The organism is Aeromonas enteropelogenes (assembly GCF_020097295.1).
In the GTDB taxonomy this organism is placed as follows: Bacteria; Pseudomonadota; Gammaproteobacteria; order Enterobacterales; family Aeromonadaceae; genus Aeromonas; species Aeromonas enteropelogenes.
In genome coordinates this window covers 2,773,421-2,798,161 of sequence record NZ_CP083625.1, presented here as the reverse complement: position 1 = coordinate 2,798,161, position 24,741 = coordinate 2,773,421, and the positions used below count along the sequence as shown (strand labels likewise).

General features: G+C 59.3%; 22 protein-coding genes. 14 read left to right on the top strand and 8 right to left on the bottom strand.

The window, feature by feature from the left end; all coding sequences use genetic code 11:
* Positions 1 to 15 precede the first annotated feature (15 nt).
* The 3 genes from LA321_RS13220 (at position 16) to mltB (ending at position 2,463) form a co-directional block, all read left to right on the top strand.
* A complete protein-coding gene (locus tag LA321_RS13220) occupies positions 16 to 660 on the top strand; it encodes an ATP-binding cassette domain-containing protein (RefSeq protein ID WP_042072017.1) in 645 nt (214 codons plus the stop codon).
* An 11-nt stretch (positions 661 to 671) separates the two neighbouring features.
* The gene (locus tag LA321_RS13215) at positions 672 to 1,286 is read left to right on the top strand and encodes a CDP-alcohol phosphatidyltransferase family protein (protein WP_042072019.1); all 615 of its coding nucleotides are present in this window, start codon (positions 672 to 674) and stop codon (positions 1,284 to 1,286) included.
* Positions 1,287 to 1,371: 85 nt separating this feature from the next.
* Positions 1,372 to 2,463 (top strand): lytic murein transglycosylase B, encoded by a 1,092-nt coding sequence (mltB, locus tag LA321_RS13210; protein ID WP_042072020.1) that lies wholly within the window; start codon positions 1,372 to 1,374, stop codon positions 2,461 to 2,463.
* A 100-nt stretch (positions 2,464 to 2,563) separates the two neighbouring features.
* On the opposite strand, the gene LA321_RS13205 is transcribed toward mltB, so the two are convergent.
* Complete coding sequence (locus LA321_RS13205) at positions 2,564 to 3,229, bottom strand: peroxiredoxin-like family protein (RefSeq protein WP_042072021.1); 666 nt, start codon at positions 3,227 to 3,229, stop codon at positions 2,564 to 2,566.
* Between the two features lie 112 nt (positions 3,230 to 3,341).
* Here LA321_RS13205 and LA321_RS13200 point away from each other — a divergent pair, with 112 nt between their 5' ends.
* Entirely contained in the window at positions 3,342 to 3,920 is a 579-nt protein-coding gene (locus LA321_RS13200) for a TetR/AcrR family transcriptional regulator (RefSeq protein WP_042072022.1), read from the top strand.
* A 124-nt stretch (positions 3,921 to 4,044) separates the two neighbouring features.
* Here LA321_RS13200 and pgm read toward each other — a convergent pair whose 3' ends face one another.
* Positions 4,045 to 5,694, bottom strand: coding sequence for a phosphoglucomutase (alpha-D-glucose-1,6-bisphosphate-dependent) (pgm, locus tag LA321_RS13195; protein WP_042072023.1), 1,650 nt, complete (start codon positions 5,692 to 5,694; stop codon positions 4,045 to 4,047).
* A 57-nt stretch (positions 5,695 to 5,751) separates the two neighbouring features.
* Complete coding sequence (gene seqA / locus LA321_RS13190; protein WP_026457525.1) at positions 5,752 to 6,261, bottom strand: replication initiation negative regulator SeqA; 510 nt, start codon at positions 6,259 to 6,261, stop codon at positions 5,752 to 5,754.
* Between the two features lie 274 nt (positions 6,262 to 6,535).
* Here seqA and LA321_RS13185 point away from each other — a divergent pair, with 274 nt between their 5' ends.
* Genes LA321_RS13185 through fldA form a run of 4 tightly spaced genes read left to right on the top strand, consistent with a single transcriptional unit; the run spans position 6,536 to position 8,476 of the window.
* Complete coding sequence (locus LA321_RS13185) at positions 6,536 to 7,318, top strand: alpha/beta fold hydrolase (protein WP_082043423.1); 783 nt, start codon at positions 6,536 to 6,538, stop codon at positions 7,316 to 7,318.
* 55 nt (positions 7,319 to 7,373) lie between these two features.
* On the top strand, positions 7,374 to 7,595 hold the full coding sequence (locus LA321_RS13180) for a DUF2788 domain-containing protein (protein ID WP_005334296.1): 222 nt from the start codon (positions 7,374 to 7,376) through the stop codon (positions 7,593 to 7,595).
* 20 nt (positions 7,596 to 7,615) lie between these two features.
* The gene (gene ybfE / locus LA321_RS13175) at positions 7,616 to 7,912 is read left to right on the top strand and encodes a LexA regulated protein (RefSeq protein ID WP_026457523.1); all 297 of its coding nucleotides are present in this window, start codon (positions 7,616 to 7,618) and stop codon (positions 7,910 to 7,912) included.
* A 39-nt stretch (positions 7,913 to 7,951) separates the two neighbouring features.
* Positions 7,952 to 8,476 (top strand): flavodoxin FldA, encoded by a 525-nt coding sequence (gene fldA / locus LA321_RS13170; protein ID WP_042072025.1) that lies wholly within the window; start codon positions 7,952 to 7,954, stop codon positions 8,474 to 8,476.
* A 69-nt stretch (positions 8,477 to 8,545) separates the two neighbouring features.
* On the opposite strand, the gene LA321_RS13165 is transcribed toward fldA, so the two are convergent.
* Positions 8,546 to 9,025: a DUF4442 domain-containing protein gene (locus LA321_RS13165; protein ID WP_042072026.1), complete on the bottom strand. Its 480-nt coding sequence runs from the start codon at positions 9,023 to 9,025 to the stop codon at positions 8,546 to 8,548.
* 240 nt (positions 9,026 to 9,265) lie between these two features.
* Here LA321_RS13165 and fur point away from each other — a divergent pair, with 240 nt between their 5' ends.
* Positions 9,266 to 9,694: a ferric iron uptake transcriptional regulator gene (gene fur, locus LA321_RS13160; protein WP_026457520.1), complete on the top strand. Its 429-nt coding sequence runs from the start codon at positions 9,266 to 9,268 to the stop codon at positions 9,692 to 9,694.
* Between the two features lie 117 nt (positions 9,695 to 9,811).
* Here the strand turns inward: fur and glnS are convergent, their stop codons facing one another.
* The 3 genes from glnS to nagE form a co-directional block, all read right to left on the bottom strand.
* Positions 9,812 to 11,473, bottom strand: coding sequence for a glutamine--tRNA ligase (gene glnS / locus LA321_RS13155; RefSeq protein ID WP_042072027.1), 1,662 nt, complete (start codon positions 11,471 to 11,473; stop codon positions 9,812 to 9,814).
* A 336-nt stretch (positions 11,474 to 11,809) separates the two neighbouring features.
* Positions 11,810 to 14,473 carry a beta-N-acetylhexosaminidase gene (locus tag LA321_RS13150; RefSeq protein ID WP_042072029.1) on the bottom strand — a complete coding sequence of 888 codons (2,664 nt, stop codon included), beginning with the start codon at positions 14,471 to 14,473 and terminating at the stop codon, positions 11,810 to 11,812.
* A 122-nt stretch (positions 14,474 to 14,595) separates the two neighbouring features.
* A complete protein-coding gene (nagE, locus tag LA321_RS13145) occupies positions 14,596 to 16,074 on the bottom strand; it encodes an N-acetylglucosamine-specific PTS transporter subunit IIBC (protein ID WP_042025599.1) in 1,479 nt (492 codons plus the stop codon).
* A gap of 273 nt (positions 16,075 to 16,347) precedes the next feature.
* Between nagE and nagB the strand changes: the two genes are divergently transcribed.
* Genes nagB through nagC form a run of 3 tightly spaced genes read left to right on the top strand, consistent with a single transcriptional unit; the run spans position 16,348 to position 19,522 of the window.
* Positions 16,348 to 17,148, top strand: coding sequence for a glucosamine-6-phosphate deaminase (nagB, locus tag LA321_RS13140; RefSeq protein WP_026457909.1), 801 nt, complete (start codon positions 16,348 to 16,350; stop codon positions 17,146 to 17,148).
* 9 nt (positions 17,149 to 17,157) lie between these two features.
* Complete coding sequence (gene nagA / locus LA321_RS13135) at positions 17,158 to 18,303, top strand: N-acetylglucosamine-6-phosphate deacetylase (protein ID WP_026457908.1); 1,146 nt, start codon at positions 17,158 to 17,160, stop codon at positions 18,301 to 18,303.
* A gap of 4 nt (positions 18,304 to 18,307) precedes the next feature.
* Entirely contained in the window at positions 18,308 to 19,522 is a 1,215-nt protein-coding gene (nagC, locus tag LA321_RS13130; RefSeq protein WP_042025596.1) for a DNA-binding transcriptional regulator NagC, read from the top strand.
* A gap of 83 nt (positions 19,523 to 19,605) precedes the next feature.
* Here nagC and LA321_RS13125 read toward each other — a convergent pair whose 3' ends face one another.
* Positions 19,606 to 21,222, bottom strand: a complete 1,617-nt coding sequence (locus LA321_RS13125; protein WP_042072031.1) for a phosphoethanolamine transferase — start codon at positions 21,220 to 21,222, stop codon at positions 19,606 to 19,608.
* A gap of 215 nt (positions 21,223 to 21,437) precedes the next feature.
* Between LA321_RS13125 and LA321_RS13120 the strand changes: the two genes are divergently transcribed.
* Both LA321_RS13120 and LA321_RS13115 read left to right on the top strand, forming a co-directional pair.
* On the top strand, positions 21,438 to 22,682 hold the full coding sequence (locus tag LA321_RS13120; RefSeq protein ID WP_042072032.1) for an HD-GYP domain-containing protein: 1,245 nt from the start codon (positions 21,438 to 21,440) through the stop codon (positions 22,680 to 22,682).
* A gap of 352 nt (positions 22,683 to 23,034) precedes the next feature.
* Positions 23,035 to 24,705, top strand: a complete 1,671-nt coding sequence (locus tag LA321_RS13115) for a sensor histidine kinase (RefSeq protein ID WP_042072033.1) — start codon at positions 23,035 to 23,037, stop codon at positions 24,703 to 24,705.
* Positions 24,706 to 24,741 lie beyond the last annotated feature (36 nt).

Below are 24,741 nucleotides of genomic sequence, written 5' to 3'. Positions count from 1 at the left end.
CACGGGAACGTCTCGATGCTAAGCACCACGCCCCTTCACCTCTACCTTGGGCAAGATCCCTTGCTGTCGTTACCCGCGCTCGCCATCGCCCCCGGCGAGGTGCTGACCCTGATGGGCCCCAGTGGTTGTGGCAAGAGCTCGCTGCTGGCGGCGCTGGCGGGCGTCCTGCCCCCCAAGGGGCCCCTTCGGCTGGAGGGGGACGTCCGGCTCGGTGAGCGACTGCTCACCCCGCTGCCTCCGCAGGCGAGGCGCATCGGCATGCTGTTTCAGGATGACCTGTTGTTTGCCCACCTGACGGTGGCCGAGAACCTGATGTTCGGCATGCCCGCCTCCCTCAAGGGAAGCGGAGCCCGGCGGGCGAAAGTGCTGGAGGCCTTGGCACAGGTGGCGCTGGCGGATCAGGCAGACAAGCTGCCGGGGGCGCTCTCCGGCGGCCAGAAGGCACGCGTCAGCCTGCTGCGGGCTCTGCTGGCCGAACCGCAAGCCCTGCTGCTGGACGAGCCCTTCTCCCGCCTCGACAAGCCGCTGCGGGCGGCATTTCGCGCCCTGGTGTTCGAGCAGATAAGGATGCTGGCGATCCCCGCCATCCTGGTCACTCATGATGAAGAGGATGCTCCCGGCACCATCCTCGACCTCACCCTTTCCATCCCTGTTTGCTGAGGATCCTGACCTTGTTCGATCGCTACCTCATCCCTGTTATTCGCAGCCCCCTCACCCGGCTGGCCAAGCCCTTGTGCCGCATGGGGATCAGCGCCAACCAGGTGAGTCTCACCGGCTTTGCCATCGGCATGCTGGCGCTGCCGCTGCTGGCCTTTGACCTTTATCTCTGGGCACTGCTCACCATCCTGCTCAATCGCATGCTGGACGGGCTGGATGGCGCCGTGGCACGGGAGACGGGGATCACCGACTGCGGCGGTTTTCTCGACATCACCCTCGACTTCATCTTCTACGCCGCCGTGGTGCTGGGGTTCGCCCTGAGCGACCCTGCCAACGCCCTGCCCGCCGCCACCCTGCTGTTTGCCTTCATGGGCACGGGCTCGAGCTTTCTCGCCTTCGCCATCATGGCGGGCAAGCGGGGGATCGATAACCCCGTCTATCACCACAAGTCGCTCTATTACCTCGGAGGCTTGACCGAGGGGAGCGAGACCATCGCCCTGTTCGTGCTGATGTGTCTGTGGCCTGCCGGCTTTGCGTCACTCGCTTACGGCTTTGCCCTGCTCTGCCTCATCACCACCCTGACCCGGCTCTGGAGCGGCTACCATACCCTGCGTCAGGGAACAAAATAAGCGCCAGCCGTACTGCACTGGCACTTGCGCATGGATGGCAATGTTTTACCATGTCGGCACTCTTTTTCAGGCTCATGAGAACCCTATGCGTCGCCTTGTCTGTCTACTCACTCTCTCCGTATTCCCCTTGATCGGCGGCTGCAGCAGCACGCCTGAAGCCAAGCCCGTGGTCAAACCCCAGCCCAATAGCGCCTTTATCAACCAGACGCCACCGAGCAAGCCCGTCTATTCGCAAGGGGTCAGCAAAGGGGATTTTGCCAATCGCCCCAACGTGGACAGGTTCGTACAACGGATGGTCGACAAGCATGGTTTTGACAGTGCCTACCTCCATCAGGTGCTGGCCCAGGCCGAGCGTTATGACTGGATCATCCGTCTGATGGACGCCCAGGGGCCGAGCAGCAGCAAGCCCACAGGCCCGACCGGTGCCTGGAATCGCTACCGCGCCAAGTTCATCACCCCGGACAATGTGCAAAATGGCGTCGCGTTCTGGCGCGAATACGAGAACGAGCTCAACCGCGCCCAGCAACTCTATGGGGTGCCGCCCGAGATCATCGTCGGCATCATCGGCGTGGAGACCCGCTGGGGTCGGGTGATGGGCAAGACCCGCATCCTGGATGCGCTGGCCACCCTGGCATTTGACTACCCGCGCCGGGCGGAATTTTTCACCGGCGAACTGGAATCCTTCCTGGTGATGACCCGGGATGAGGGGATGGACCCCACCGCGCCGACAGGTTCCTACGCAGGGGCCATGGGTTATGGCCAATTTATGCCGTCCAGCTTCCAGCGCTATGCGGTGGACTTCAATAACAATGGCCACACCAACCTCTGGGATCCGGTGGATGCCATCGGCAGCGTGGCCAACTACTTCAAGGCTCATGGCTGGGAGAAGGGGCAACCGGTGGCCGTGCGTGGTCAGGGCCAGATGCCCGGCTACGAACATGGTTTCCAGACCCGCTACCCCATCGCCTCCTTGCGTCGCGCCGGTCTCACCCCCACCAGCTCCCTCGGCAATCACAGCGAGGCAAGCCTGCTGCGTCTGGATGTCGGCACCGGCTACCAATACTGGTACGGACTGCCCAACTTCTACACCATCACCCGCTACAACCACAGCACCCACTACGCCATGGCGGTGTGGCAGCTGGGGCTGGCGGTCAAGAGCGCCCGCGGCGGATACTGAGACGCCCGGCAAAAAGACAACCCGGCAAGGAGTGCCATGCCGGGTGTCTTCTCTACCTGAATACAAAGAGCAGCAGCGCCGGCAAGCCGGCGCTGTTTTTTTAGATTTTCCCCGCCGCAGCCAACTCGTCCAGTACGGCCACCAGGGTCGCAGGTTCGACCCGCTTGGTGTAATCCACGTTGACGAAGTGATAGAGCACGGTGCCATCCTGGCCAATCACATAGGTGGCTGGCACCGGCAGGGTGAAGCTGTCATCCCCGTTGCTCGCCGGAATATCGATGCCAAAACTCTCATAGATTGGGCGCAGCTCCTCGGCAAGCGTGAATACCAGTCCCAGGGAGGCCGACACCCGGTTGCCTTCGTCGCTGAGTACGGTGATCGCCAGCCCGTTGGCGGTGAGGGTATCCTGGGCCGAGCTCGGTTTCTCCGGAGTCAGTCCGATGAGGTTGACGCCACGAGCCCGAAACTCCGGCAGCACGGCGTTGAGGGCCTGCATCTCCAGATTACAGTAGGGGCACCAACCGCCGCGGTAGATGTTGAGCACGACCGGCCCCTGCGCGAGGTAGTGGGAGAGCGGACGCGTCACCCCATGCTGATCCGGCAGCGCGAAATCGGGGATCTGCGCGCCAGTGGTGAGCGCCCCCTGTTCGAGGGGGGTTTCCCTGAGCTGCTCGGTCGCCTGATCCATCACCGCCAGAATATGAGCCGGGACCTTGCTCTGCTTGATCTCGTCGTAGGCTTTGATTTTTTGTTCCAGAGTCTGCATGATTGTCATCCTTTTTGTAGTGGTCGCTACAATATCAATCAGGGGCCGGCAGTCGGTCAAGCTTATTTTGTAGCGACCACTAAAAAACAATCTCCTCACGGCAGGTGACACCATGGCAAGACCCGCATCATTTGACAGAGACAACATCCTGGACATCGCCCTCGACGCCTTCTGGGACACGGGATTCAGCAACACCGGCATAGCTGCGCTGGTCGAGAAGATGGGCCTCAAGCCCAGCAGCCTGTACGGGGCCTTCTCCTCCAAGGAGGGACTCTTCATCGAGGTGTTGCAGCGTTATTCCGCCAAGAGCCAGGAGCAGATCCGCGCGCTGCTGGCGTCGGAGGATTCTCCCCTGGCGGGCGTGCGGGCGCTGCTCGATGCCGTGGCGCGGGATGCCATCGCCTGCGAGGCCCATCGCGGCTGCCTGCTGGTCAACACCCTGCTGGAGGTGGGGCGCCACCACGACACCATACAGGCGGCAGTCAGCACGCACCTCGCCGAGGTCGAGCAATTGGTGACGCAGGCGCTGCAACAGGCGCAGGCGCAGGGGGAACTGGCGCCGGATAGAGACGTGGCGGCGACCGCCGCCCTGCTGATGACCATGCTGTGGGGCTTGCGCGTGCTGGGACGCACCCATCCGGACCCCGCCAAAGTTCAGATCGTGCTGGCACAGATGCAAGCCTGTCTGTAAGCCACTGACCACCTGCCGCGGGCAGCACTCATCGTCTGCACAAACAAAAAAGAGGAGCCGTCATGGCTCCTCTTTCTCGTTGCATGTCGGCCCGGGAAATTCAGGCTCCGGCGTTAGGCCTTGCCTAGACGCCAGCCTTGGCCAGGGCCGCGGAGACGATCTGCTGGGCTTCCTGCTGGATAAGGTCCAAGTGTTCCTCGCCCTTGAAGCTTTCCATGTAGATCTTGTAAATGGACTCGGTGCCGGAGGGGCGCGCCGCGAACCAGCCGTTCTCGGTTACAACCTTCAAACCGCCGATGGCGGCGTCGTTGCCGGGCGCCTTGGTCAGCTTGGCGATGATGGGCTCGCCGGCCAGGGTGGAGGCTTCCACCAGTGCCGGATCCAGCTTGGAGAGCACTGCTTTCTGGGCGCTGTTGGCCGGTGCATCGATGCGGCGGTAGCTGGAGCGGCCGAACTTGGCCTCCAGCGCGTCGTAGTGCGCCTGGGGATCCTTGCCGGTGACCGCCAGAATTTCGGCAGCCAGCAGCGCCAGGATGAAACCATCCTTGTCGGTGGTCCAGACAGTGCCATCTTTGCGCAGGAAGGAGGCGCCCGCGCTCTCCTCGCCGCCAAAGCCGAACTCGCCGCTGTAGAGGCCATCCACGAACCACTTGAAGCCGACCGGCACCTCTTTCAGGGTGCGGCCAATCTCGCCGGCAACCCGGTCGATCATCGAGGAGGAGACCAGCGTCTTACCGACGGCAGCATCCTTGGACCAGCCGGTTCTGTGGGTGAACAGATACTGGATGGCCACCGCCAGATAGTGGTTCGGGTTCATCAGGCCCGCCTTGGTGACGATGCCGTGACGGTCGTAATCGGGGTCGTTGCCAAGAGCGATGTCGAACTTGTCTTTAAGCGCAATCAGGCTGGCCATGGCGAACGGGCTGGAGCAGTCCATCCGGATCTTGCCGTCCTTGTCCAGGGTCATGAAGGAGAAGGTCGGATCGACGCGATAGTTGACCACTTCGATATCGAGATCATAGGTCTTGGCGATGACGTCCCAATAGGCGACGCCGGAGCCGCCCAGGGGATCCACGCCAATCTTGATGCCGGCCTGCTTGATGGCATCCAGATCCAGCACGTTCTTCAGATCATCCACATAGGGGGTGACATAGTCGTGTTCGACCACGAACGGGCTCTTGAGCGCATCGGCGAACGGCATGCGTTTCACGCCGGCCAGCCCCGCTTCCAGAATGGCGTTGGCGCGGTCTTCCACCCACTTGGTGATCTCCCCTTCCGCGGGACCACCGTGAGGCGGGTTGTACTTGAAGCCACCGTCTTCCGGCGGGTTGTGAGACGGGGTGATCACCACGCCGTCGGCACGCGCAGCAGGCTTGCTGGCATTGTGGCGCAAAATGGCGTGGGAGATGACCGGGGTCGGGGTAAAGCCGAGACCAGCCTGGATGCGGGTCTCGACACCGTTGGCCGCCAGCACTTCCACCGCACTGGCAAAGGCGGATTCGGAGAGAGCATGGGTGTCCATGCCGACAAACAGCGGGCCCGTGATACCGGCCTGCTGGCGGTACTCCACCAGCGCCTGGGTCACCGCCAGGATGTGGGATTCGGTAAAGGCGCTGTGCAAGGCGCTGCCACGATGGCCGGAGGTACCAAACGCCACGCGTTGTTCGGGGCGGCTCATGTCCGGCTTGTTGAGGTAGTAGGCGCTGACCAGACGAGGGATGTTGGTCAGATCACTTAAACGGGCCGGCTGACCGGCGTGAGCATGCTGAGCCATGGTGTTGTCCTTGCGTAATGGCGGCCTTGATGACCAAGGCCTGAGTCTGATGAACCGTTAAATTGCGCCGCACACCTGTGCGATCACCTCGTCGTCATACCCCATGCTGCTCATCAGCTGGGCCACCATGTTCTGCTTGCGGCTGGTGTTGGTATTGGTGATCACCCAGAACGGGGTCTGTGGCACCGGCTTGGGCTTGGTGGTGCTGCCACTGGCACGCAGAGCGTCGGGATCCCGCGAAAAATAGACACGCTTGCGCCCCTTGATTTCGGTAGCCTGAGTGAACCCGGCCGGATCATCCCGGTAGAGGGTACTGAGCACCTGCATGAAGCGGTTGATGGACTTCTCTTCTTTTTGCAGCTCACCGGAATCGAGCAGCGCCTGCACTCCCTGGTTGCTGCGCGCCGCAACGGGCTGCGGTGCCGTGACTGGCTCGGTCACGGGCGCCGTCACCTGGACAGGCTGTTCCAGCAGACGGCGCAGAATATCGGAGGCACTCTCGCCAATGTGCCGGGTCTGGCTGGCGATATAGAAGTAGAGATCGTCATCAAGCTCGATGGTTTTCATAGGGATGCGCTGGACTCGTCGAAATTCGGATGCGGCGATTATACATAGGCAGACCCGACAGCCCAAGCCAGGGGCTGGCAGATGTACATGAATCTCATCGAGAATACGGCATAATGGCGGGCCAAGTGTGTGATCGGCCGCACTGATAGCCAATTCGGATGGGATTTTTTAGAAAAAAAACCACACAAAATCTCTATCCAGGATATGAAAAGCTTTTCTTTCCAGTGCGTTAAGCCATATCACCATTCGAACTCATGAGCGGGAAGGTGTTATTTTGCAACATAATCACGAATTGAACTTCAAGGAGCAGGGCCAGGGGCCGGCCGTCATCCTGATCCACGGCCTGTTCGGCAGCCTCGACAACCTGGGATTGCTGGCTCGTGCCCTGAGTGAACACTATCGGGTCATCAGCGTCGATCTGCGCAACCACGGCGCCTCCTTCCACTCGGACATGATGGACTACCCTGCCCAGGCCGCCGATATCCTGGCGTTGATGGATCAACTGGCCATCCCTGAGGCGACGCTCATCGGCCACTCCATGGGCGGCAAGGTGGGGATGCAGGTTGCCAAACTGGCGCCAGCGCGGGTCACCAAGCTGGTCGTTGCCGACATGGCGCCGGTGGCCTACCCCCACTCCCGCCACCAGAATGTGTTTGCCGGCCTCAACGCCACGTTGGCCACGCCCCCGCAAGGCCGCAGCGAAGCGGAAGCCCTGCTGGCCCAGTACATAGAGATCCCGGGCGTTCGCCAGTTCCTGCTCAAATCCTTTGCCAAAACCGAGGCGGGCTGGGGCTGGCGTTTCAACGTGCCGGCCCTTGAGCAAAACTACGCCAACATCATGGGCTGGCCCGAGGATGATCGCCGCTTCGAGGGGCCCGTGCTCTTCATCAAGGGGGGCGACTCGGACTATATGCAGCCCCAGTACAGCGAAACGGCGCTTGCCCAGTTTCCGGCGGCAAAAGTGCGGGTCATCGCCGGAACCGGTCACTGGCTGCATGCGGAAAAGCCGGTTTTGTTCAACAAACTGGTTGTGGATTTCCTGTCGACAGGCGGTTAACAGTTTCAAATCCTTTGTGATATAGTGCGCCGGTCATAAGGAGTGTGCGCAATCCATGCTAAGTGAACATATCGACCTGATCGAAAGTTTGGGCCTGAAGTTATTCTTTGTGGCCATCTTCATATTGATTGGCCTTGCCATTCAGGACGTCCTCAAACGCGGCAACGTGCCCCGTTTCGGCCGTTTCATCGTCTGGTTGGTGCTGTTTCTGGGTTGTGCAGGTTTTGTCGCCAAGGGGCTGATTGAACTGGGCTGGGAAGGCTCAGGTCTCGGCTAACTTTTTTTCGTCTGTGATGTATGGCCAAACAGCAAACTGATCGAACAACACTGGATCTGTTCGCAAATGAGAAGCGCCCCGGCAGGCCAAAGACCAACCCACTCCCCCGCGAGACCCAGCTCAAGATCAACAAGCGTAACCAGCTTAAACGCGATCGGGAAAATGGGCTGAAGCGGGTAGAGTTAAAGGTGGAGGCCGAGTTGCTGGAGCGCCTGAACCAACTTGCGTTACAACAGAACATCAGCCGAGCCGAGCTGATCCAATCTATCCTGAAACAACAGATTGAGTCCGCCTATCCGGTGGACATTGCAGTCTGAGCGTTAAGCATTAACACCAAACACGGGTAACTAAACACTATGGCAAGTGTAGGTCTGTTTTTCGGCAGCGATACCGGTAATACCGAAGCTGTCGCCAAGATGATCCAGAAAGAACTGGGCAAGCAACTGATTGAAGTCCGTGACATCGCCAAGAGCAGCAAGGCCGACATCGAGAGCTTCGATCTGCTGATGTTCGGTATCCCGACTTGGTACTACGGTGAAGCCCAGGCCGACTGGGATGACTTCTTCCCTGACTTGGGCGAAATCGACTTCAACAACAAGCTGGTCGCCATCTTCGGATGCGGCGATCAGGAAGACTATGCCGAATATTTCCTCGATGCCATGGGCACCCTGCGCGACATTGTCGAAGCCAAAGGCGCCATCATCATCGGTCACTGGCCGACTGCCGGTTACGAGTTTGAAGCCTCCAAGGCACTGGTGGACGACAAGCACTTCGTCGGTCTGGGTATCGACGAGGATCGCCAGCCGGAGCTGACTGCCGAGCGCGTCAAGGGCTGGTGCAAACAGCTGCATGAAGAGATGTGCCTGGCCGAGCTGGAGTGATCCCGCCTCGGCATCTTCTCTGAACACAACAAGGGCCCCGACGGGGCCCTTGTTGTTTTTGTACAAGCGTCATTCTGCGCCATTTCTGTGTTCCGGCCGTGCCCGCACGTAGAGGGTGCGCCTGACCTGAGCGACCAGCTCACCCCGGCTGTCCTGCACCGTCACTTCAAACTCGGGAAAGTGCTTGTCCCCCGCAGCCGTTGCCGCCACGATCGATGCCAGCTTGCCCTCGGTCAGGGTGAACTCGGCCACCAGCTTGCCCTTGCCGGGCTTGATGTAATTGATGCTGCCCGCCTTGTCCCACACGTAGTAACGGTTCTTGAAGTGCCCCATCAGCATCAGTGGATAGATGGGGTCCGTCATGGCAAACATGCTGCCACCGAACTGGGTGCGGTTGGCGTTCTTGTTCCACCAGCGGGACTTGAGGGTCACCCTGCAGTAGCGAAAATCATCGCTCAGGGTCTCTATCTTGATGCCGGCGCCCCAGAAAGGGGGCCAGGCATTGAGGGCACGGCGCACTCGCGCTGCCTTGTCAAAAAGCCAATCCATGGATCTCATCCGACCAGATATACAGAAGTTACATTTTATCAACATACAGGCTGTCGACAAGCCGAACCTCACGATAGATTTTTTCGATACAGAGTGGAATCCTTGGCTAAACCCTTTGAATTAGCGGGTTTATTTTTGGGGATGCCGCCCTATAATGACAGGCCAAGCGAGTTCAAGGTTGCCATTCCCGCGGCAGTCCCTCAGAATAAACCCACCTTCGAGAATGCGAATAAGTAGAATATGGCAGACAACAACCAAGCGTTAAAAAAGGCCGGGCTCAAGATCACCTTGCCTCGAGTCAAAATTCTGGAAATCCTGCAACAGCCGGACTGCCAACACACCAGCGCCGAAGATCTCTATAAGCGACTTATCGATCTTGGCGAAGAGATCGGTCTTGCCACCGTCTACCGTGTTCTCAACCAGTTTGATGATGCCGGCATCGTCACCCGCCACCACTTCGAGGGGGGCAAGTCGGTGTTCGAGCTGGCTACCCAGGAGCACCACGACCACCTGGTCTGCCTCGACTGCGGCAAAGTGATCGAGTTTTCCGACGAGGTGATCGAAGAGCGCCAGCGCGACATCGCCAAGAAACACAACATTCGTCTCACTAACCACAGCCTCTACCTCTATGGCCACTGTGCCGCAGGCGAGTGCAAGCACGACGACTGAGCCGCCAGACACACTGTAATGACGGACAATAAAAAAGCCAGCTGATGCTGGCTTTTTTATTGTCCTGGGCAACGCTGATTGCCAAACAGAGGGCAGGGTCACCCCTACCCTGCTCACTTAGCCTTCTACCTTGCCCCAGGAGTCGCGCAGGGCCACGGTGCGGTTGAACACCAGGTGCTCCGGGCTGGAGAGCTTGTTGTCGGCGCAGAAGTAGCCTTCGCGCTCAAACTGGTAAGCCTGCTCCGGCTGGGCGTTCTTGAGAGAAGCTTCGACGCGGGCCCCCTGGACGATCACCAGGGAGTCCGGGTTGAGTGCGGCTTCGAAGTCCTCTTCGGCACCCGGATTTGGCACCTTGAACAGGCGGTCATAGAGACGCACTTCGGCAGGCAGGGAGTGAGTGGCGCTGACCCAGTGGATCACCCCTTTCACCTTGCGGCCATCGGCCGGATCCTTGCCCAGGGTGTCGGCGTCGTAGCTGCAGTAGATGCAGGTGACCTTGCCGTCGGCATCCTTCTCGACCCGTTCAGCCTTGATGACATAGGCGTTGCGCAGACGCACTTCCTTGCCCAGCACCAGACGCTTGAACTGCTTGTTGGCTTCCTCTTTGAAGTCAGCCTCGTCGATGAAGATCTCGCGGGTGAAATTCAGCTCGCGGGTACCCATCTCGGCCTTGCTCGGGTGAGCCGGCGCGGTCAGCACTTCGTCGGCCGCCAGGTTCTCGATGACGACCTTCACCGGATTCAGCACGGCCATGGCGCGCGGGGCATTCTCGTTGAGATCTTCGCGGATGCAGGCTTCCAGCATGCTCATCTCGACGATGTTGTCCTGCTTGGTCACACCGATGCGCTTGCAGAACTCGCGGATGGAGGCCGGGGTATAGCCACGGCGGCGCAGACCGGAGACGGTCAGCATGCGCGGATCGTCCCAACCATCCACGTGCTTCTCGGTCACCAGCAGGTTCAGCTTGCGCTTGGACATGACGGTGTACTCGAGGTTCAGACGGGAGAACTCGTACTGACGCGGGTGGCAGTCGATGGTGATGTTGTCCAGCACCCAGTCATAGAGACGACGGTTGTCCTGGAACTCCAGGGTACAGATGGAGTGGGTGATCCCCTCCAGGGCGTCCGAGATGCAGTGGGTGAAGTCGTACATCGGATAGATGCACCACTTGTCACCGGTCTGGTGGTGGTGGGCAAACTTGATGCGGTAGATCACCGGATCGCGCATCACCATGAAGGGAGAGGCCATGTCGATCTTGGCGCGCAGGCAGGCGGTGCCTTCGGCAAACTCGCCGTTCTTCATCTTCTCGAACAGCGCCAGGTTCTCTTCCACGCTGCGATCGCGGAACGGGCTGTTCTTGCCCGGGGCGGTCAGGGTGCCACGGTATTCGCGCATCTGCTCGGCAGAGAGCTCGTCCACATAGGCCAGCCCTTTTTCGATAAGCTCAACGGCATAACCGTGCAGCTTGTCGAAATAGTCGGAGGAGTAGCAGATCTCGCCATTCCACTGGAAGCCCAGCCACTGCACGTCCTGCTTGATGGACTCGACATACTCGATGTCTTCTTTGACCGGGTTGGTGTCATCGAAACGCAGGTTGCACTGGCCCTGGTAGTCACGGGCGATGCCGAAGTTCAGGCAGATGGACTTGGCGTGGCCGATGTGAAGATAACCGTTCGGCTCGGGCGGAAAACGGGTATGCACGCTGGTGTGCTTACCACTGGCCAGATCCTCATCAATGATCTGACGGATAAAGTTAGTTGGGCTGTTCGCCTGACTCATGGCTCACCTCAAAAAAGCGTCACTGGCGGAAGTTGTGCCGACTGGCACCCTCATCCCCCCGCCGTCAAGCCGGATATGATCCCTCATTACGCGCCCTGCCTCAACCTGAATTTGGCCGTTCCATGCCATTGACGCGCCAAAAATAGCGCCCAGGGGAAGAACTCCAGCAAAAAGCACAAAAAAAGCCCCGCACGAGGCGGGGTAGAAGGTGATGAAAAACAGACAATACACACAACAAAGGCTCACACGCATAGTCAACCTTTCCCAAGACCGATGACCACCGCTCTTGGGAAAGGCGGGTCTTGCGACCCACCTTGCGTTATGGATTGAGCGCTATCAGTTCAGCTCGGTCACACGGCTGGTACGCTTGCCATCGAAGCTGACAGTGCGCAGGTAGACCTTGCCAGTCACGCTTGGCTTGGCCGCAGCGTCGTAGGCAGTCCAGGTGGTGCCATCCAGGCTGTACTGGATGGGCAGGCCCGGCAGATCCACGTTCGCTTCCAGCACACCGTTCACCACCCTGGCGCCCGGTACGGAGAGGCGGTATTCGACACCGGCCTGATCGAGCTTAGGCAGTACGCGCTGACCCAGCAGGTTGGCAAACTGGTTCCACTCTTTGTTCAGAGTGGCCTTGTTGACGTGCTTGGTCTCACCGGAGAACTCGCGGCCCTTCACGTAATCCAGCTCGAAGCCACCCTTGTGCCAGGCACGCTCGGCCACGGAGAAGACACGGGGGTAAACCATGTACTCATACTGGGCGTCGGTGCGCACGGTTTCGCTCCACTGCTGACCGGAGATACCCTTGAACTTGACCGGCTCCTGGTCACCCTTGGCCACGAAGGCGTTGCCGTCGCGGTCAACCGAGGTCTCGGCGTTCTGCGGCAGGTTTTCCGGGGCGAAGGCGAACACCTTGCGGGTGTCGTTGAAACGGGTTGCCCAGTAGTAGCCACGCTCGGCCGGGTGCACCTCGTTCGGGAAGTCGAAGTAGAGGTAATCCGGGTTGGAGAGCACCACGTCATAACCGTTGTGAGCCCACTTCATCGCTTCGTTGAAGCCACCCCAGTAGAGGGTTTCCCAGAAGTTGACGCGGGTCTTGTCGGTGGCGAACACGCTGGCATCCTTGGCGTACTTCAGACCATCTTCCCACGCCTGCAGGGTGGAGAAGCCGTGGCCCTTGACCATCTCGCTCACTTCCTTGGCGAAGTAGACCGGCAGCTCGGCCACGTCCTTGATCTTGCCATCCTCGATCATCTTCTGGCACATGGGGGACTTGCCAAACGGCTTGTCCTGCTTGCTCCAGTCGGTATTGCCGCGCCAACCCACCAGCTCTTCCGGTTTGGTGACGTTCGGGTCTTGATAACCACCGCCCAGCATGATGTTCTTCGCCTCGTCACCACCGTAGTGCCAAGCGGTAAGCGGCTGGCCAGCGGCCTCGTGCATTCTGGCCACTTCATCCATCACCTTGGCAACGAAGGTGGCGGCACCCGGCTGGCAGGGGTTGATGAAGGACATCTTGTCGTAGAACTGCACCGAGGTGACGTTGGAGGTATCCGCCGGGTCAGTCAGACGGAACTGGTTAGCTTCGGCCTCTTTGCCTTCTGCCATCAGACGCTTGTAGCGCGCCTCCATGGAAACCACGGCGGCACGGGCGTGGGCCGGCATGTTGATCTCGGGGATCACGGTCACGCCGCGAGCCTTGGCATAACGCACCAGCTCGACGTAGTCAGCCTTGCTGTAGAAACCGGTGCCCATGTTGTCGCTGGTGGGGCCGGAGCCGAGCTGCGGCAGCAGGCACTGGGTTTCGGAGAGATCGTGGCAACGCTTGCTGCCGACATCGGTCAACTCCGGCAGGCCCGGGATCTCGATACGCCAGCCTTCATCGTTGGTCAGACCCAGATGCAGCACGTTGAGCTTGGTGGCGGACATCTGGTCAACCAGCTTCTTCATGGTGTCCAGGCTGCGGAAGTGACGGGCCACGTCGGTCTGCATGCCACGGTATTCGAAGCGCGGCGCATCCTCGACACTCATCGGGGAGACCAGCTTGTCATCGACGCCCAGCAGGGAGACCAAGGATTGCGCGCCCCAGAAGGCACCCGCAATGTCATGGCCCTGGATGACGGTGCCCTTCTGGCCGATGGTCATGTCGTAGCCTTCGGCCTGCTTGACCTTGCTGCCAAGTTTGATGGTCACTGGATAGCCGGTGTCGGAGAGGGTAACACCCAGCTTGGTCAGTTGAGCCTTCAGGGTCTCGGCGCGATCGGTCGGCAGATCCAGGGCGTTGAGCTTGATGGTGGAGAAGTCGACCTGCGGACCTGCTTTCACTACCTGCTTCATCGGGGTCGGCAAGATCTGGTTGTCGATCTTGCCCGCCGGCAGCAGGGTGCTGGTCTGGTTGGCAGCAAAACGGGTCTCGCTGTTCATCAGGATGTTGTTGTCATCCTTGGTGCGCTTCCAGCCATCGGCCGGCATCGGCTTCTCGTAGGTGGTGGCATCATTGATGTTGCTCATGCTGGCCAGCACTTTCGGCTCGGCCCCTTCGCTGGCCACATACCAGTTCGGCATGATGTCAGATTCGAACAATACCCAGTACTCCACGACCAGCGGCACTTCCACGGTCGCATCCTTGGCAAACCCCTGGAACTTCTCGGTTGGCGTCAAACGATAGAGGTCGCCAGTGAGGTGGGTAATGGTGAACTGGTCGTTGTCCACCCGCTGGATGCGGCGGATGGAGGAGACATAGAGGCTCCAGTCCTTGGAGGTCACATCGGCACCGGTGTTGGTCAGGTGCAGCTTGGCAACGCCACAGCTCGCCCACTCGGAGCCCAGCGCCTGGCAATCGAGACCGGCACCGGCACCGTCGTTGGTGACCACTTCATACTTGACCACCAGGTTATTGGCGAGGGAATCGACCACGGCTTGCTTGGCGGCATCGGCTGCCTGTACCTGGGTGGCAAAAACGGTAGACATGGCAATGGCTAACAGAGAATGTTTCAAGTTCATAACTGCTGCTCTCATTTGAAGTAAAGGTTGGAATTTCTTGGCTTTTTTTATATTGGGCCCCTAAGCGGGGCCCTTAGTTATGTCAACAATGGACTTAGACTTGAGGCGAGCTTGGCGCCCGATTAACGCAGGGCCTTCATTTCACCGGCGATGATTTCGGCCAATGGGCCCAGAATCACCTGCAGGTTCTGCTCACCGAGCTTGACCACACCGGCCGCGCCCAAGGCTTTGAGCTTGCGCTCATCCACGATGCTGCGATCTTTCAGGGTCAGACGCAGACGGGTGATGCAGGCATCGATGGTGACCAGGTTGTCATGACCACCCAGCACTTCCAGGTACTGCTTGGCCAGTTCGGTACGGTCAGTAGTCTGAGCAACCGCCGGAGCGCTCTCCTCTTCCTCTTCACGACCCGGGGTCTTCAGATTCAGCTTGGCGATGACGGCGCGGAAGACCACGTAGTACAGACCGAAGAACACCAGACCCTGAGCAATCAGCATGTACCAGTTGGTTGCCAGCGGGTTGCGGCTGGAGAGCACCATATCCACCAGACCGGCACTGAAGCCGAAACCGGCCATCCAGTGCATGGAGGCGGCGATGAACACGGAGATACCGGTCAGCACGGCGTGGATGACATACAGCACCGGCGCCACGAACATGAAGGAGAACTCGAGCGGCTCGGTTACACCAGTGAAGAAGGAGGCGAAAGCGGCGGCGATCATGATGGACGCAACTTTCTCTTTGTTCTCTTTCTTGGCGGAGTGGTAGATGGCCAGCGCGGCACCCGGCAGACCGAACATCATGATGGGGAAGAAGCCAGCCTGGTACATACCGACCACGCCTTTCACCTGATCCAGGCTCTTGCCAGCGGCCAGCGCGGCATCGATGGTAGCCTGACCACCCAGGAAGTTCGGGATGTCGTTGATACCGGCCACGTTGAACCAGAACACGGAGTTCAGGGCGTGGTGCAGACCGATCGGGATCAGCAGACGGTTGAAGAAGGCGTAGATACCGGCGCCAGTGGAGCCCAGGCTCACGATGGACTCACCGAAACCGACCAGACCGCCATAGATGGCAGGCCATACGGCCATCAGGATGAAAGATACGATGATCATCACCACTGAGGTCACGATCGGCACCAGACGACGGCCGGAGAAGAAGGAGAGTGCCTTGTGCAGCTCGACGCTGCTGAAGCGGTTATACAGCTCAGCGGCGATAACGCCACACAGGATACCCACGAACTGGTTGTTGATCTTGCCAAACGCGGCCGGAACTTCTTCCAGCGGGATGCTCTTGATCTGGGCAACCGCGCCCGGGCTCAGCAGGGTGGTCACTACCAGGAAACCGACCAGACCGGCCAGTGCGGCAGAACCGTCTTTATCTTTGGACATACCATAGGCGACACCGACCGCAAACAGCACGGACATGTTGTCGATAATGGCGGCGCCCGCCTTGATCAGGAAGGCAGCCAGCGCGCTGTCACCACCCCAACCATTCGGGTCAATCCAGTAGCCAACCCCCATCAGGATCGCAGCGGCAGGCAACACCGCTACCGGCACCATCAGGGCACGGCCGATCTTTTGTAAATAACCGAGAATGTTCACGGTTCCTCTCCTTAGTTAATGTATTTCTAGAAATTAAGTGCTTATCACGTTTGACGCATAAGCCATCAAGGCTTGATTGGCAGTCTAGGGGTTTTATTTCGCTGCGCAAATTAATAAACCGATAATCGTGATCATTATCACCCAAACAAGATAAAGGTAGCGGATAGATGTGGCTTAGTTCGCAATCTTTATTTACGCTATAAAACAACTTGAATCCATCTTAGCCCATTGCCACCGTCCAAGCGGTCGCAAACCGACACCGAGGAATCCAACATGCGTCTGATCCCGTTGAAATCTGCCAGCCAAGTCGGCCTCTGGTCAGCCCGTTACATCGTTGACCGTATCAATGCGTTCAAGCCGACCGCTGATCGTCCCTTCGTGCTCGGTCTGCCCACCGGCGGCACCCCGCTCAACACCTACAAGCGCCTGATCGAACTGCACAAGGCCGGTGAAGTGAGCTTCGAGCACGTGGTCACCTTCAACATGGACGAGTACGTGGGCCTGCCGGAAGATCATCCGGAGAGCTACCACAGCTTCATGTACAACAACTTCTTCAATCACGTGGACATTCGCCCGGAAAACATCAACATCCTCAACGGCAACGCCGAGGATCTGGTAGCCGAGTGCAAGCGTTACGAGGACAAGATCAAGTCCTACGGCAAGATCCACCTGTTCATGGGCGGCGTGGGCAATGACGGCCACATCGCGTTCAACGAGCCGGCCTCCTCCCTCTCCTCCCGCACCCGGGTCAAGACCCTGACCGAAGACACCCGCATCGCCAACTCCCGCTTCTTCGGCGGCGACACCGAGCAAGTGCCCAAGCTGGCCCTGACCGTGGGCGTCGGTACCCTGATGGATGCCGAAGAGATCATGATCCTGGTGACCGGCCACAGCAAGGCGCTGGCCCTGCAGGCCGCCGTGGAAGGCAGCGTCAACCACATGTGGACCATCTCCACCCTGCAACTGCACCCGAAAGGCATGATGGTATGTGACGAGCCCTCCACCATGGAGCTCAAGGTCAAGACGGTGCGTTACTTCCAGCAGCTGGAAGCCGCCAACATCGGCCGCCTGTAAGGAGTGAACATGTACGCATTGACCAACTGCACCCTCTACACCGGCAGCTGTGTGCTGACCGGTTACGGGGTCGTCATCGAGGGCGACAAGATTGTCGCCATCTCCCATCTGGATGAGTTGCCCGAGGGGATCGAGCGATTCGATCTTGAAGGTGCCAACCTGACCGCCGGTTTCATCGACGTCCAGCTCAACGGCTGTGGCGGCGTGATGTTCAACACCGACATCAAGGTGGAGACCCTGGCCATCATGCAGGCGGCCAACCTCAAATCCGGTACCACCAGCTTCCTGCCGACCCTGATCACCAGTCCGGATGCAGACATGAAGCAGGCCGTCGCCGTCACCCGCGACTACATGGCGGCGCACCCCAACGAGGTGCTGGGGGTACATCTGGAAGGCCCTTACACCAATCTCAAGCGCAAGGGGATCCATCCTGCCGCCCAGATCCGCCAGCCGGCGGACGAGATGATCGACTTCTTCTGTGCCAACGCCGATGCCATCGCCAAGATCACCCTGGCCCCCGAGCGCAACGATCCAGCCCATATCCGCCGTCTGGTGGAAGCCGGCATCCTGGTCTCCGCCGGCCACACCGCCGCCAGTTACGATCAGGCGATGGCGGGCTTTGACAATGGCATCCGCTTTGCCACCCACCTCTACAACGCCATGACCCCGACCCTGAACGGCCGCGAGCCTGGCGTGGTCGGTGCCATCTACGATCGCAAGGATGTCTACACCGGCGTCATCGTCGACGGTCACCACGTGCACTACGCCAACGTGCGCCTGGCCCACAAGATCCTCGGCGAGCGACTGGTGCTGGTCACCGATGCCACCGCGGCGGCAGGCGCGCCGGAAGGCTTTGAGAAATTTGATTTTTGTGGCACGACCGTGTTTTTACGCGATGGTCAGTGCATTGACGAGAATGGTACACTCGGCGGCTCTTCCCTCACCATGATTGAAGGGGTGGAGAATCTGGTCAAACAGGTCGGATTACCGCTTGATGAAGCACTGAGAATGGCCAGCCTCTACCCGGCACGCGCCATTGGATGGGACTCACGTCTCGGTAGTATCCAGGTCGGCAAGATTGCCAACCTCACTGTATTCGATCAGGACTTCACGGTCCGCGGGACCGTGGTTAACGGACACTACACACAACAGTGACATCATGACTGGCGGACAAATAGCAAACGTAGATCTTATCAAGCAGGTCAACAGTGCGGCCGTGTATCGGCTCATCGACCTGCAAGGGCCCATCTCCCGGGTCAAAATTGCCGAACTGAGTCACCTGGCCCCGGCCAGCGTGACCAAGATCACCCGGCAACTGATCGAGCATGGCCTGATCAAGGAGACCTCGCCGCAAGCCTCTACCGGCGGACGGCGCGCCATCTCCCTGACCACCATCAAGCATCGCTTTCAATTTGTCTCTGCCAAGCTGGGCCGTGGCTACCTGCACCTGAGTCTCTATGATCTCGATGGCAAGGAGCTCGACCAGCACATCACCCAGGTGGCCGAGATCGACCAGCAACCCGTGGTCGACATGCTGCTGCGGGAGATTGGCGCCTTTATCGATGCCAACAGCGAACGCAGCCGCAATCTCATCAGCATCGCGCTCACCATGCCGGGTCTGGTCAACCCCGAATCCGGCATGGTTATCTACACCCCCAAGTACCAGATCCGCAACCTGCCGCTGGCGAAGCTCCTGGAGAACCACTTCAACCTCCCCTGCTATGTGGGCAACGACACCCGCTCCCTGGCGCTGGCCGAACACTTCTTCGGCGAGTCCCGCGACTGCATGGACTCAATCCTGGTGAGCGTGCACCAGGGGACGGGGTCGGGGATCATCACCAAAGGGCAGGTGTTTTTAGGCCAGAACCGCAACGTGGGCGAGATCGGCCACATCCAGGTCGAACCGCTCGGCAAGCGCTGCCACTGCGGCAACTTCGGCTGCCTCGAGACCATCGCCTCCAACGAGGCCATCGTCGACAAGGTGAAGGAGCTCATCAGCCGTGGCCACCAGAGCTCGCTGCAAGAAAAACACATCACCATCCAGGAAGTGTGCAAGGCAGCGCAAGCGGGGGATGAACTGGCTCACAGCGTGATCGAGAACGTGGGGGAGCATCTGGGGCGGGCGGTAGCCATCACGGTCAACCTGTTCAACCCGCAGAAGGTGCTGATCGCCGGCGAAATCACCGCCGCCGAAGAGATCCTGTTCCCGGCCATCCGCCGCTGTGTCGAACACCAGTCGCTGCCAAGCTTCCACCGTGGCCTGCCCATCGTGAAGGCGCGCTTCCAGAACCAGCCCACCATCGGTGGTTTTGCCCTGGTGAAACGGGCCCTGCTGGAAGGGGATCTGCTGCAGATCATCATGGAGCAGAAGTAGCCCTGGCGACGCAAGGCCCATAATGACAAACGGCAGCCCGAGGGCTGCCGTTTTGTTTTGCTTGTTTGCCTGGAGTTAGGCTCCTACCCCGCCCGGCACGGTTTGAACAGATCCAGCGCTCCGTTGTAGACCTTGGTTTGCACATCCATGATCCCCAGCATCGAGTGGAACAGGTTGTCGTGGGAGAAGCGCTTGCTGCCCGCCTCCTGCTGCAGACAATCCATGTTCAGCTGGCGATCCGTCTGCAACTGGGGAGAAAACCAGGTCAGCAGCGGCACCCGGGTCTGATCATCCGGCGCGAACTTGTAGGGCGTACCGTGCAGATAGAGGCCCATGGCACCGAGGGATTCGCCATGATCCGAGAGGTAGACCAACCCTACGTTGTACTGACTCTCCAGGGATTTCAGCTTGTCGATGAGCCGGGCCACCACCTTGTCGGTGTAGCGGATGGTGTTGTCATAGGTGTTCACCAGCTCTTCATTGGTGCAGTTTTCGATGTCGCTGCGCGGGCAGTCCGGCACGAAGGTACGCTCGCTGGCGGGATAGCGACGGAAATAAGTCGGTCCATGGCTGCCCATCAGGTGAAACGCCACCAGCTTGTTGCCCTTCATGGCGGCGATCTGCTGATCCAGTCCTTCCAGCAACACCTCGTCATAGCAGGAGCCACCCTTGCAAAGGGCCGGATAATCCCTGGGGGCGATTTCTATGGTCGGCACATTACGGCACACTCCTTTGCAGCCCCCGTCGTTCTCTTTCCAGAGCACGGAGACACCGGCATGTTGCAGCACATCGAGCAACCCGTCACGGGAGCCGGCCAGCTGATCATCGTAGCCGCGGCGGGTCAGGTTGGAGAACATGCAGGGCACCGAGACAGCCGTCGCCGTGCCGCAGGAGCGCACATCCCGAAACGACACTATCCCCTCCTCTTTCGCGGTAAAGCTGTTGGTCGCCTTGGCATAACCGTTGAGGGAGTAGTTCTGGCTGCGCGCCGTTTCCCCCACGACCAGGAACATCAGAGTCGGCTTGGCATCCTTGGCGATCAGCTTGGCATCGGTGCCGATCTGCTGGTAGGGGATCGGGGTCGCGAAGACCACATCACGGGCATATTTGTAGAGCCCGTTAACATAGTTGGCGGGCACTATCTCCTTGCCAAGGGACTTGTTGTTGCGCCCGACCGAGGCGTAATCCTGGTAATAGAGGGCGGCCATGCTGCCCACCACCAGCAGGGAGAGCGCCAGCGAACCGGCGCGCAGCGCCAGTCCCTTGTACCAGGTGGCGGGATAGCGGATCTTCAGCGACCAGAGCCCCAGGGTCGGCAGTATGCCGGTCAGCAGGAACCAGAGGGCGACCGACCCGTTCAGATAGGAGGTGGCTTCCCTACTGTTGGTCTCCACTATGTTCTGCATCATGCCGGCATCGAAGACAACGCCATATTTGAGCATGGCGTAGCTGACGATGGAGCCGGTCAGGATCAGCAGGGTAAAGAAGGGTTTGAGGATAAAGCGGAAGGTAAAGGGAATAAAGACGGCATTGAGCGCCGCCACCAACACCAGGGGAATGGAGAGTACGAATCCGGTTTTGACATGTTCCAGACCGCTGAGCACCTTGTAGAAATGCAAGAAGATCGGCCAGTTCAGCACCAGCGCAAAAAACAGTACCAGCAGCAAATTCGCCTTCAGCACACCGAGCGCAATACGCATTAACAACTCCTAGCGAACGGGTCAGCCTGTGATTGACCCGGATTAACTGACTAAAACCATGGCGTCAGACTAATCGGCGAAACTTAAGAGTGAATTAAGAGAGAAAGAGGTCACAACCTGACCCTTCTCCAGGGGTGCTAAACGGATTTTTAGTTGTCTATCCATCGGATTTTGCTAGCTTGTTTGAGAGGCATTCAAGAAATGCAGGCGTTCCAATGGCACTGATCCAGGTTTCGATAGAACAGTTGAAGGTAGGCCACTTCATCCATCTGCCAACCGGATGGACCAACCACCCTTTTATGTTTAATACCTTCAAGATCAAAGACCAGCAGCAACTCGACATCATTCGCCACCTGGATCTCCACCTTCTGATGGTTGACCCGGACAAGAGCGATCTCCCCGTCGAACCCTTGCTGCGCGGGGATGTACCGGATGCAGGCCCCGATCTTGACGAGCTGGATGCCACAGAAGAGCCGACCGATGCCGGCCCTCCCCCCTTCGATGAGAAAGCCTTTCGCCGCTCCATGCGCGCCGCCGACAAGGCCTTTGGCCAGTCGATGTCGGAGCTTCGCGACGCCCTGGGTGCCCTCAACCTCAAACCCGACGAAGGCTTGGCCAACGCCGCCCAGCTGGTGCGCAATACCGCCGCCCGTCTGAGCGAACACGAAGGCCCCCTCGGCCTGCATCTGATCCGCAGCCCCCATACCGATGTTCTGTTGCAGCACAGCCTCAACGTCGCCTTCATCGCCATGCTGATGGGACGCGAGCTGGGAATGAACCCGGTCGCACTGGAAGAGGCGGGGCTGGCAGGACTTATCCACGACATCGGCGAGCTGAAGGTGCCGACCCAGATCACCTTGAAGCGAGGAGAATTGAACAAGGCCGAGCAGAACTTTCTCAACATGCATCCCCAATACGGACTGGACATGCTGACCCAGCTCAACGCCTTCGAGCCGAAGATCCGCCAGGTGGCTCACCTGCATCACGAGCGACTCGATGGTAGCGGATATCCACTGGGGCTCAAGGGAGGAGATATACCACCGCTGGCCCGTCTCATCGGGCTGGTGGACTATTATGACGAGCTGCTTCACCCCCGCAGCAGCGCCAGTGCCGCCGCACCGAGCCAGGCCATCAGCCAGCTCTACAAGCTGTCCCAGAAAAAATTTGACCAGAATCTGGTCAAATTGCTGATCAAGGTCCTGGGGGTGTATCCACCGGGTTCCCTGGTCAAAATGTCCGACGACAGCATAGGGCTGGTGCTTTCCACCGAGCCCACCATGCCCCTCAAACCCAAGCTGCTCCCCTATATCAAGGCCCAACGCCCGGAAGCCGTCACCATGATCGATCTGCGGGAAGACGAGCGCACCATCACGGGCTGTATCAGACAGGAGGAGCTGGATGAGGGGCAGCGCCAGTTCTTCAATCTGACTCGCCGCTTCTGTTATTACTTCGCTTTTTGAGTTATCCCCAGAAGCTGGGGATAACTCATTGGACAAACCGGAATAATCACTCGAATACCCACCGGAAAGTTGTCATCCGGCCATGTATAAAAAACGCCCAGCCAGTGGCCGGGCGGAGCATGCTACCTCCATGTAGCCTATCCAGCGGATAGATTTATGCTCCATCCACCAATAGCAACCCCGGCTCGCTTACACAAATATCAATTTAACATGCTGATTTAATATGGTTTTATCCGCACGTTCTGGCAAACTGGCGGCCCACGTCGCAAAATTGGCCCCCCAGAACAAGATCCTGATCACACTTGTTCAGATGCTGGCTGTTTTTTAACCTTTCCCTTGAGGAGCGTTTTTTATGCAGTTGGTTCTCTCCTTGCTGCAACAGATGAGCGTCAGCCTGGTGATCGCCTATCTCTTCTCAAAAAGCCCTCTGCTGCGCCCGCTGGCCAACTACTCCGTCAGACTCCCACACAAGATACTGATATATATCATTTTTTCTGCTTTCTGCATCCTTGGCACTTACGTGGGGCTGGATATCGATGATGCCATCGCCAATACCCGGGCAGTCGGCGCCGTGCTGGGGGGCCTGCTGGGGGGACCGCTGGTGGGCTTTCTGGTGGGACTGAGCGGGGGATTGCACCGCTATACCCTGGGGGGATTTACCGATCTGGCCTGCGCCATCTCCACCACTTGTGAAGGACTGCTGGGCGGTCTGGTGCACTGGCGCTTGATGCGATCCGGCCGGATGGGCGCGCTGTTTGAACCCAAGGTTGCCTTCTTCACCACTCTTTACGCCGAAATGCTGCAGATGGTGATCATCTTGCTGGTGGCCGCCCCCTTCGACAAGGCGCTGCTGCTGGTGCGCACCATCGCAACCCCGATGATCCTGGCCAACTCCTGCGGGGCGGCGCTCTTCATCAGCATGATCCGCGACCAGCAATTGATGTACGAGAAGTTCTCACGGGTCTTCTCCGCCAAGGCGCTCAACATCGCCAACCGCACCGTGGGGATCATGAGCCAGGGTTTCACTCCGGAGGCGAGCAGTAAAATCGCAAAAATCATTCAGGAGGAGACCGGGGTCGGCGCAGTCGCCATCACGGATACCGACAAGATCCTCGCCTTTATCGGGATCGGGGAGGATCACCACAAGCCGGGTACCCCCATCACCTCGGCCACCACCATGGAAGCCATCGCCCAGAACAAGGTGCTGTTTGCCGATGGCAACAGCCAGCCCTACCGCTGCAGCATTTCACCCCAGTGCCAGCTCGGCTCTGTGCTGGTGATCCCGCTGCAGGGAGACAAGGGGGTGATCGGCACCATCAAGCTCTACGAGCCGAAGAAGCGGCTGTTCCTCAAGATCAACCACACCCTGGGTGAGGGGATTGCCAACCTGCTGTCGCAGCAGCTGCTAGCCGGTCGGCTGGAGCAGCAGCAGCGGCTGCTGGTGCAATCCGAGCTCAAGCTTATCCAGGCCCAGATCAACCCCCATTTCCTGTTCAACACCCTCAACACCATCAGCGCCATCACCCGGCGGGATCCGGACAAGGCGCGCGAGCTATTGCTGCATCTCTCCCTGTTCTTTCGCAAGAACCTCAAGCGCCACAGCGGCCTCAGCACCCTGCAGGAGGAACAGGAGCACTGCCAGTCCTATCTGGAGATAGAGCTCGCCCGCTTTGGCGATCGCCTGACGGTGATCAACGAGATCCCGGCCCACCTGGCCAACCTGCAGCTGCCGAGCTTTACCCTGCAGCCGCTGATTGAAAATGCCATCAAGCACGGCATCTCGACCCTGCTGGAGCAGGGGCAGATCCGCCTCTATACCGAGGAGCGCGCCAACAGCGTGACCATCCACGTCGAGGACAACGCCGGCACCTGGCAACCCCAGCCGGCTGGCGATGGCCTGGGCATGACCATAGTGGACAGACGACTCAAGAGCGCCTTTGGCGAGCGCTACGGGGTGAGCGTTGCGTGCGAACCGGAGCAGTGGACCCGGGTCTCCTGCACCATTCCAAAAGTGGCTCCCTGATGCAGGCCGTTATCTCTGTCCTGGCGTCAGCAGGAT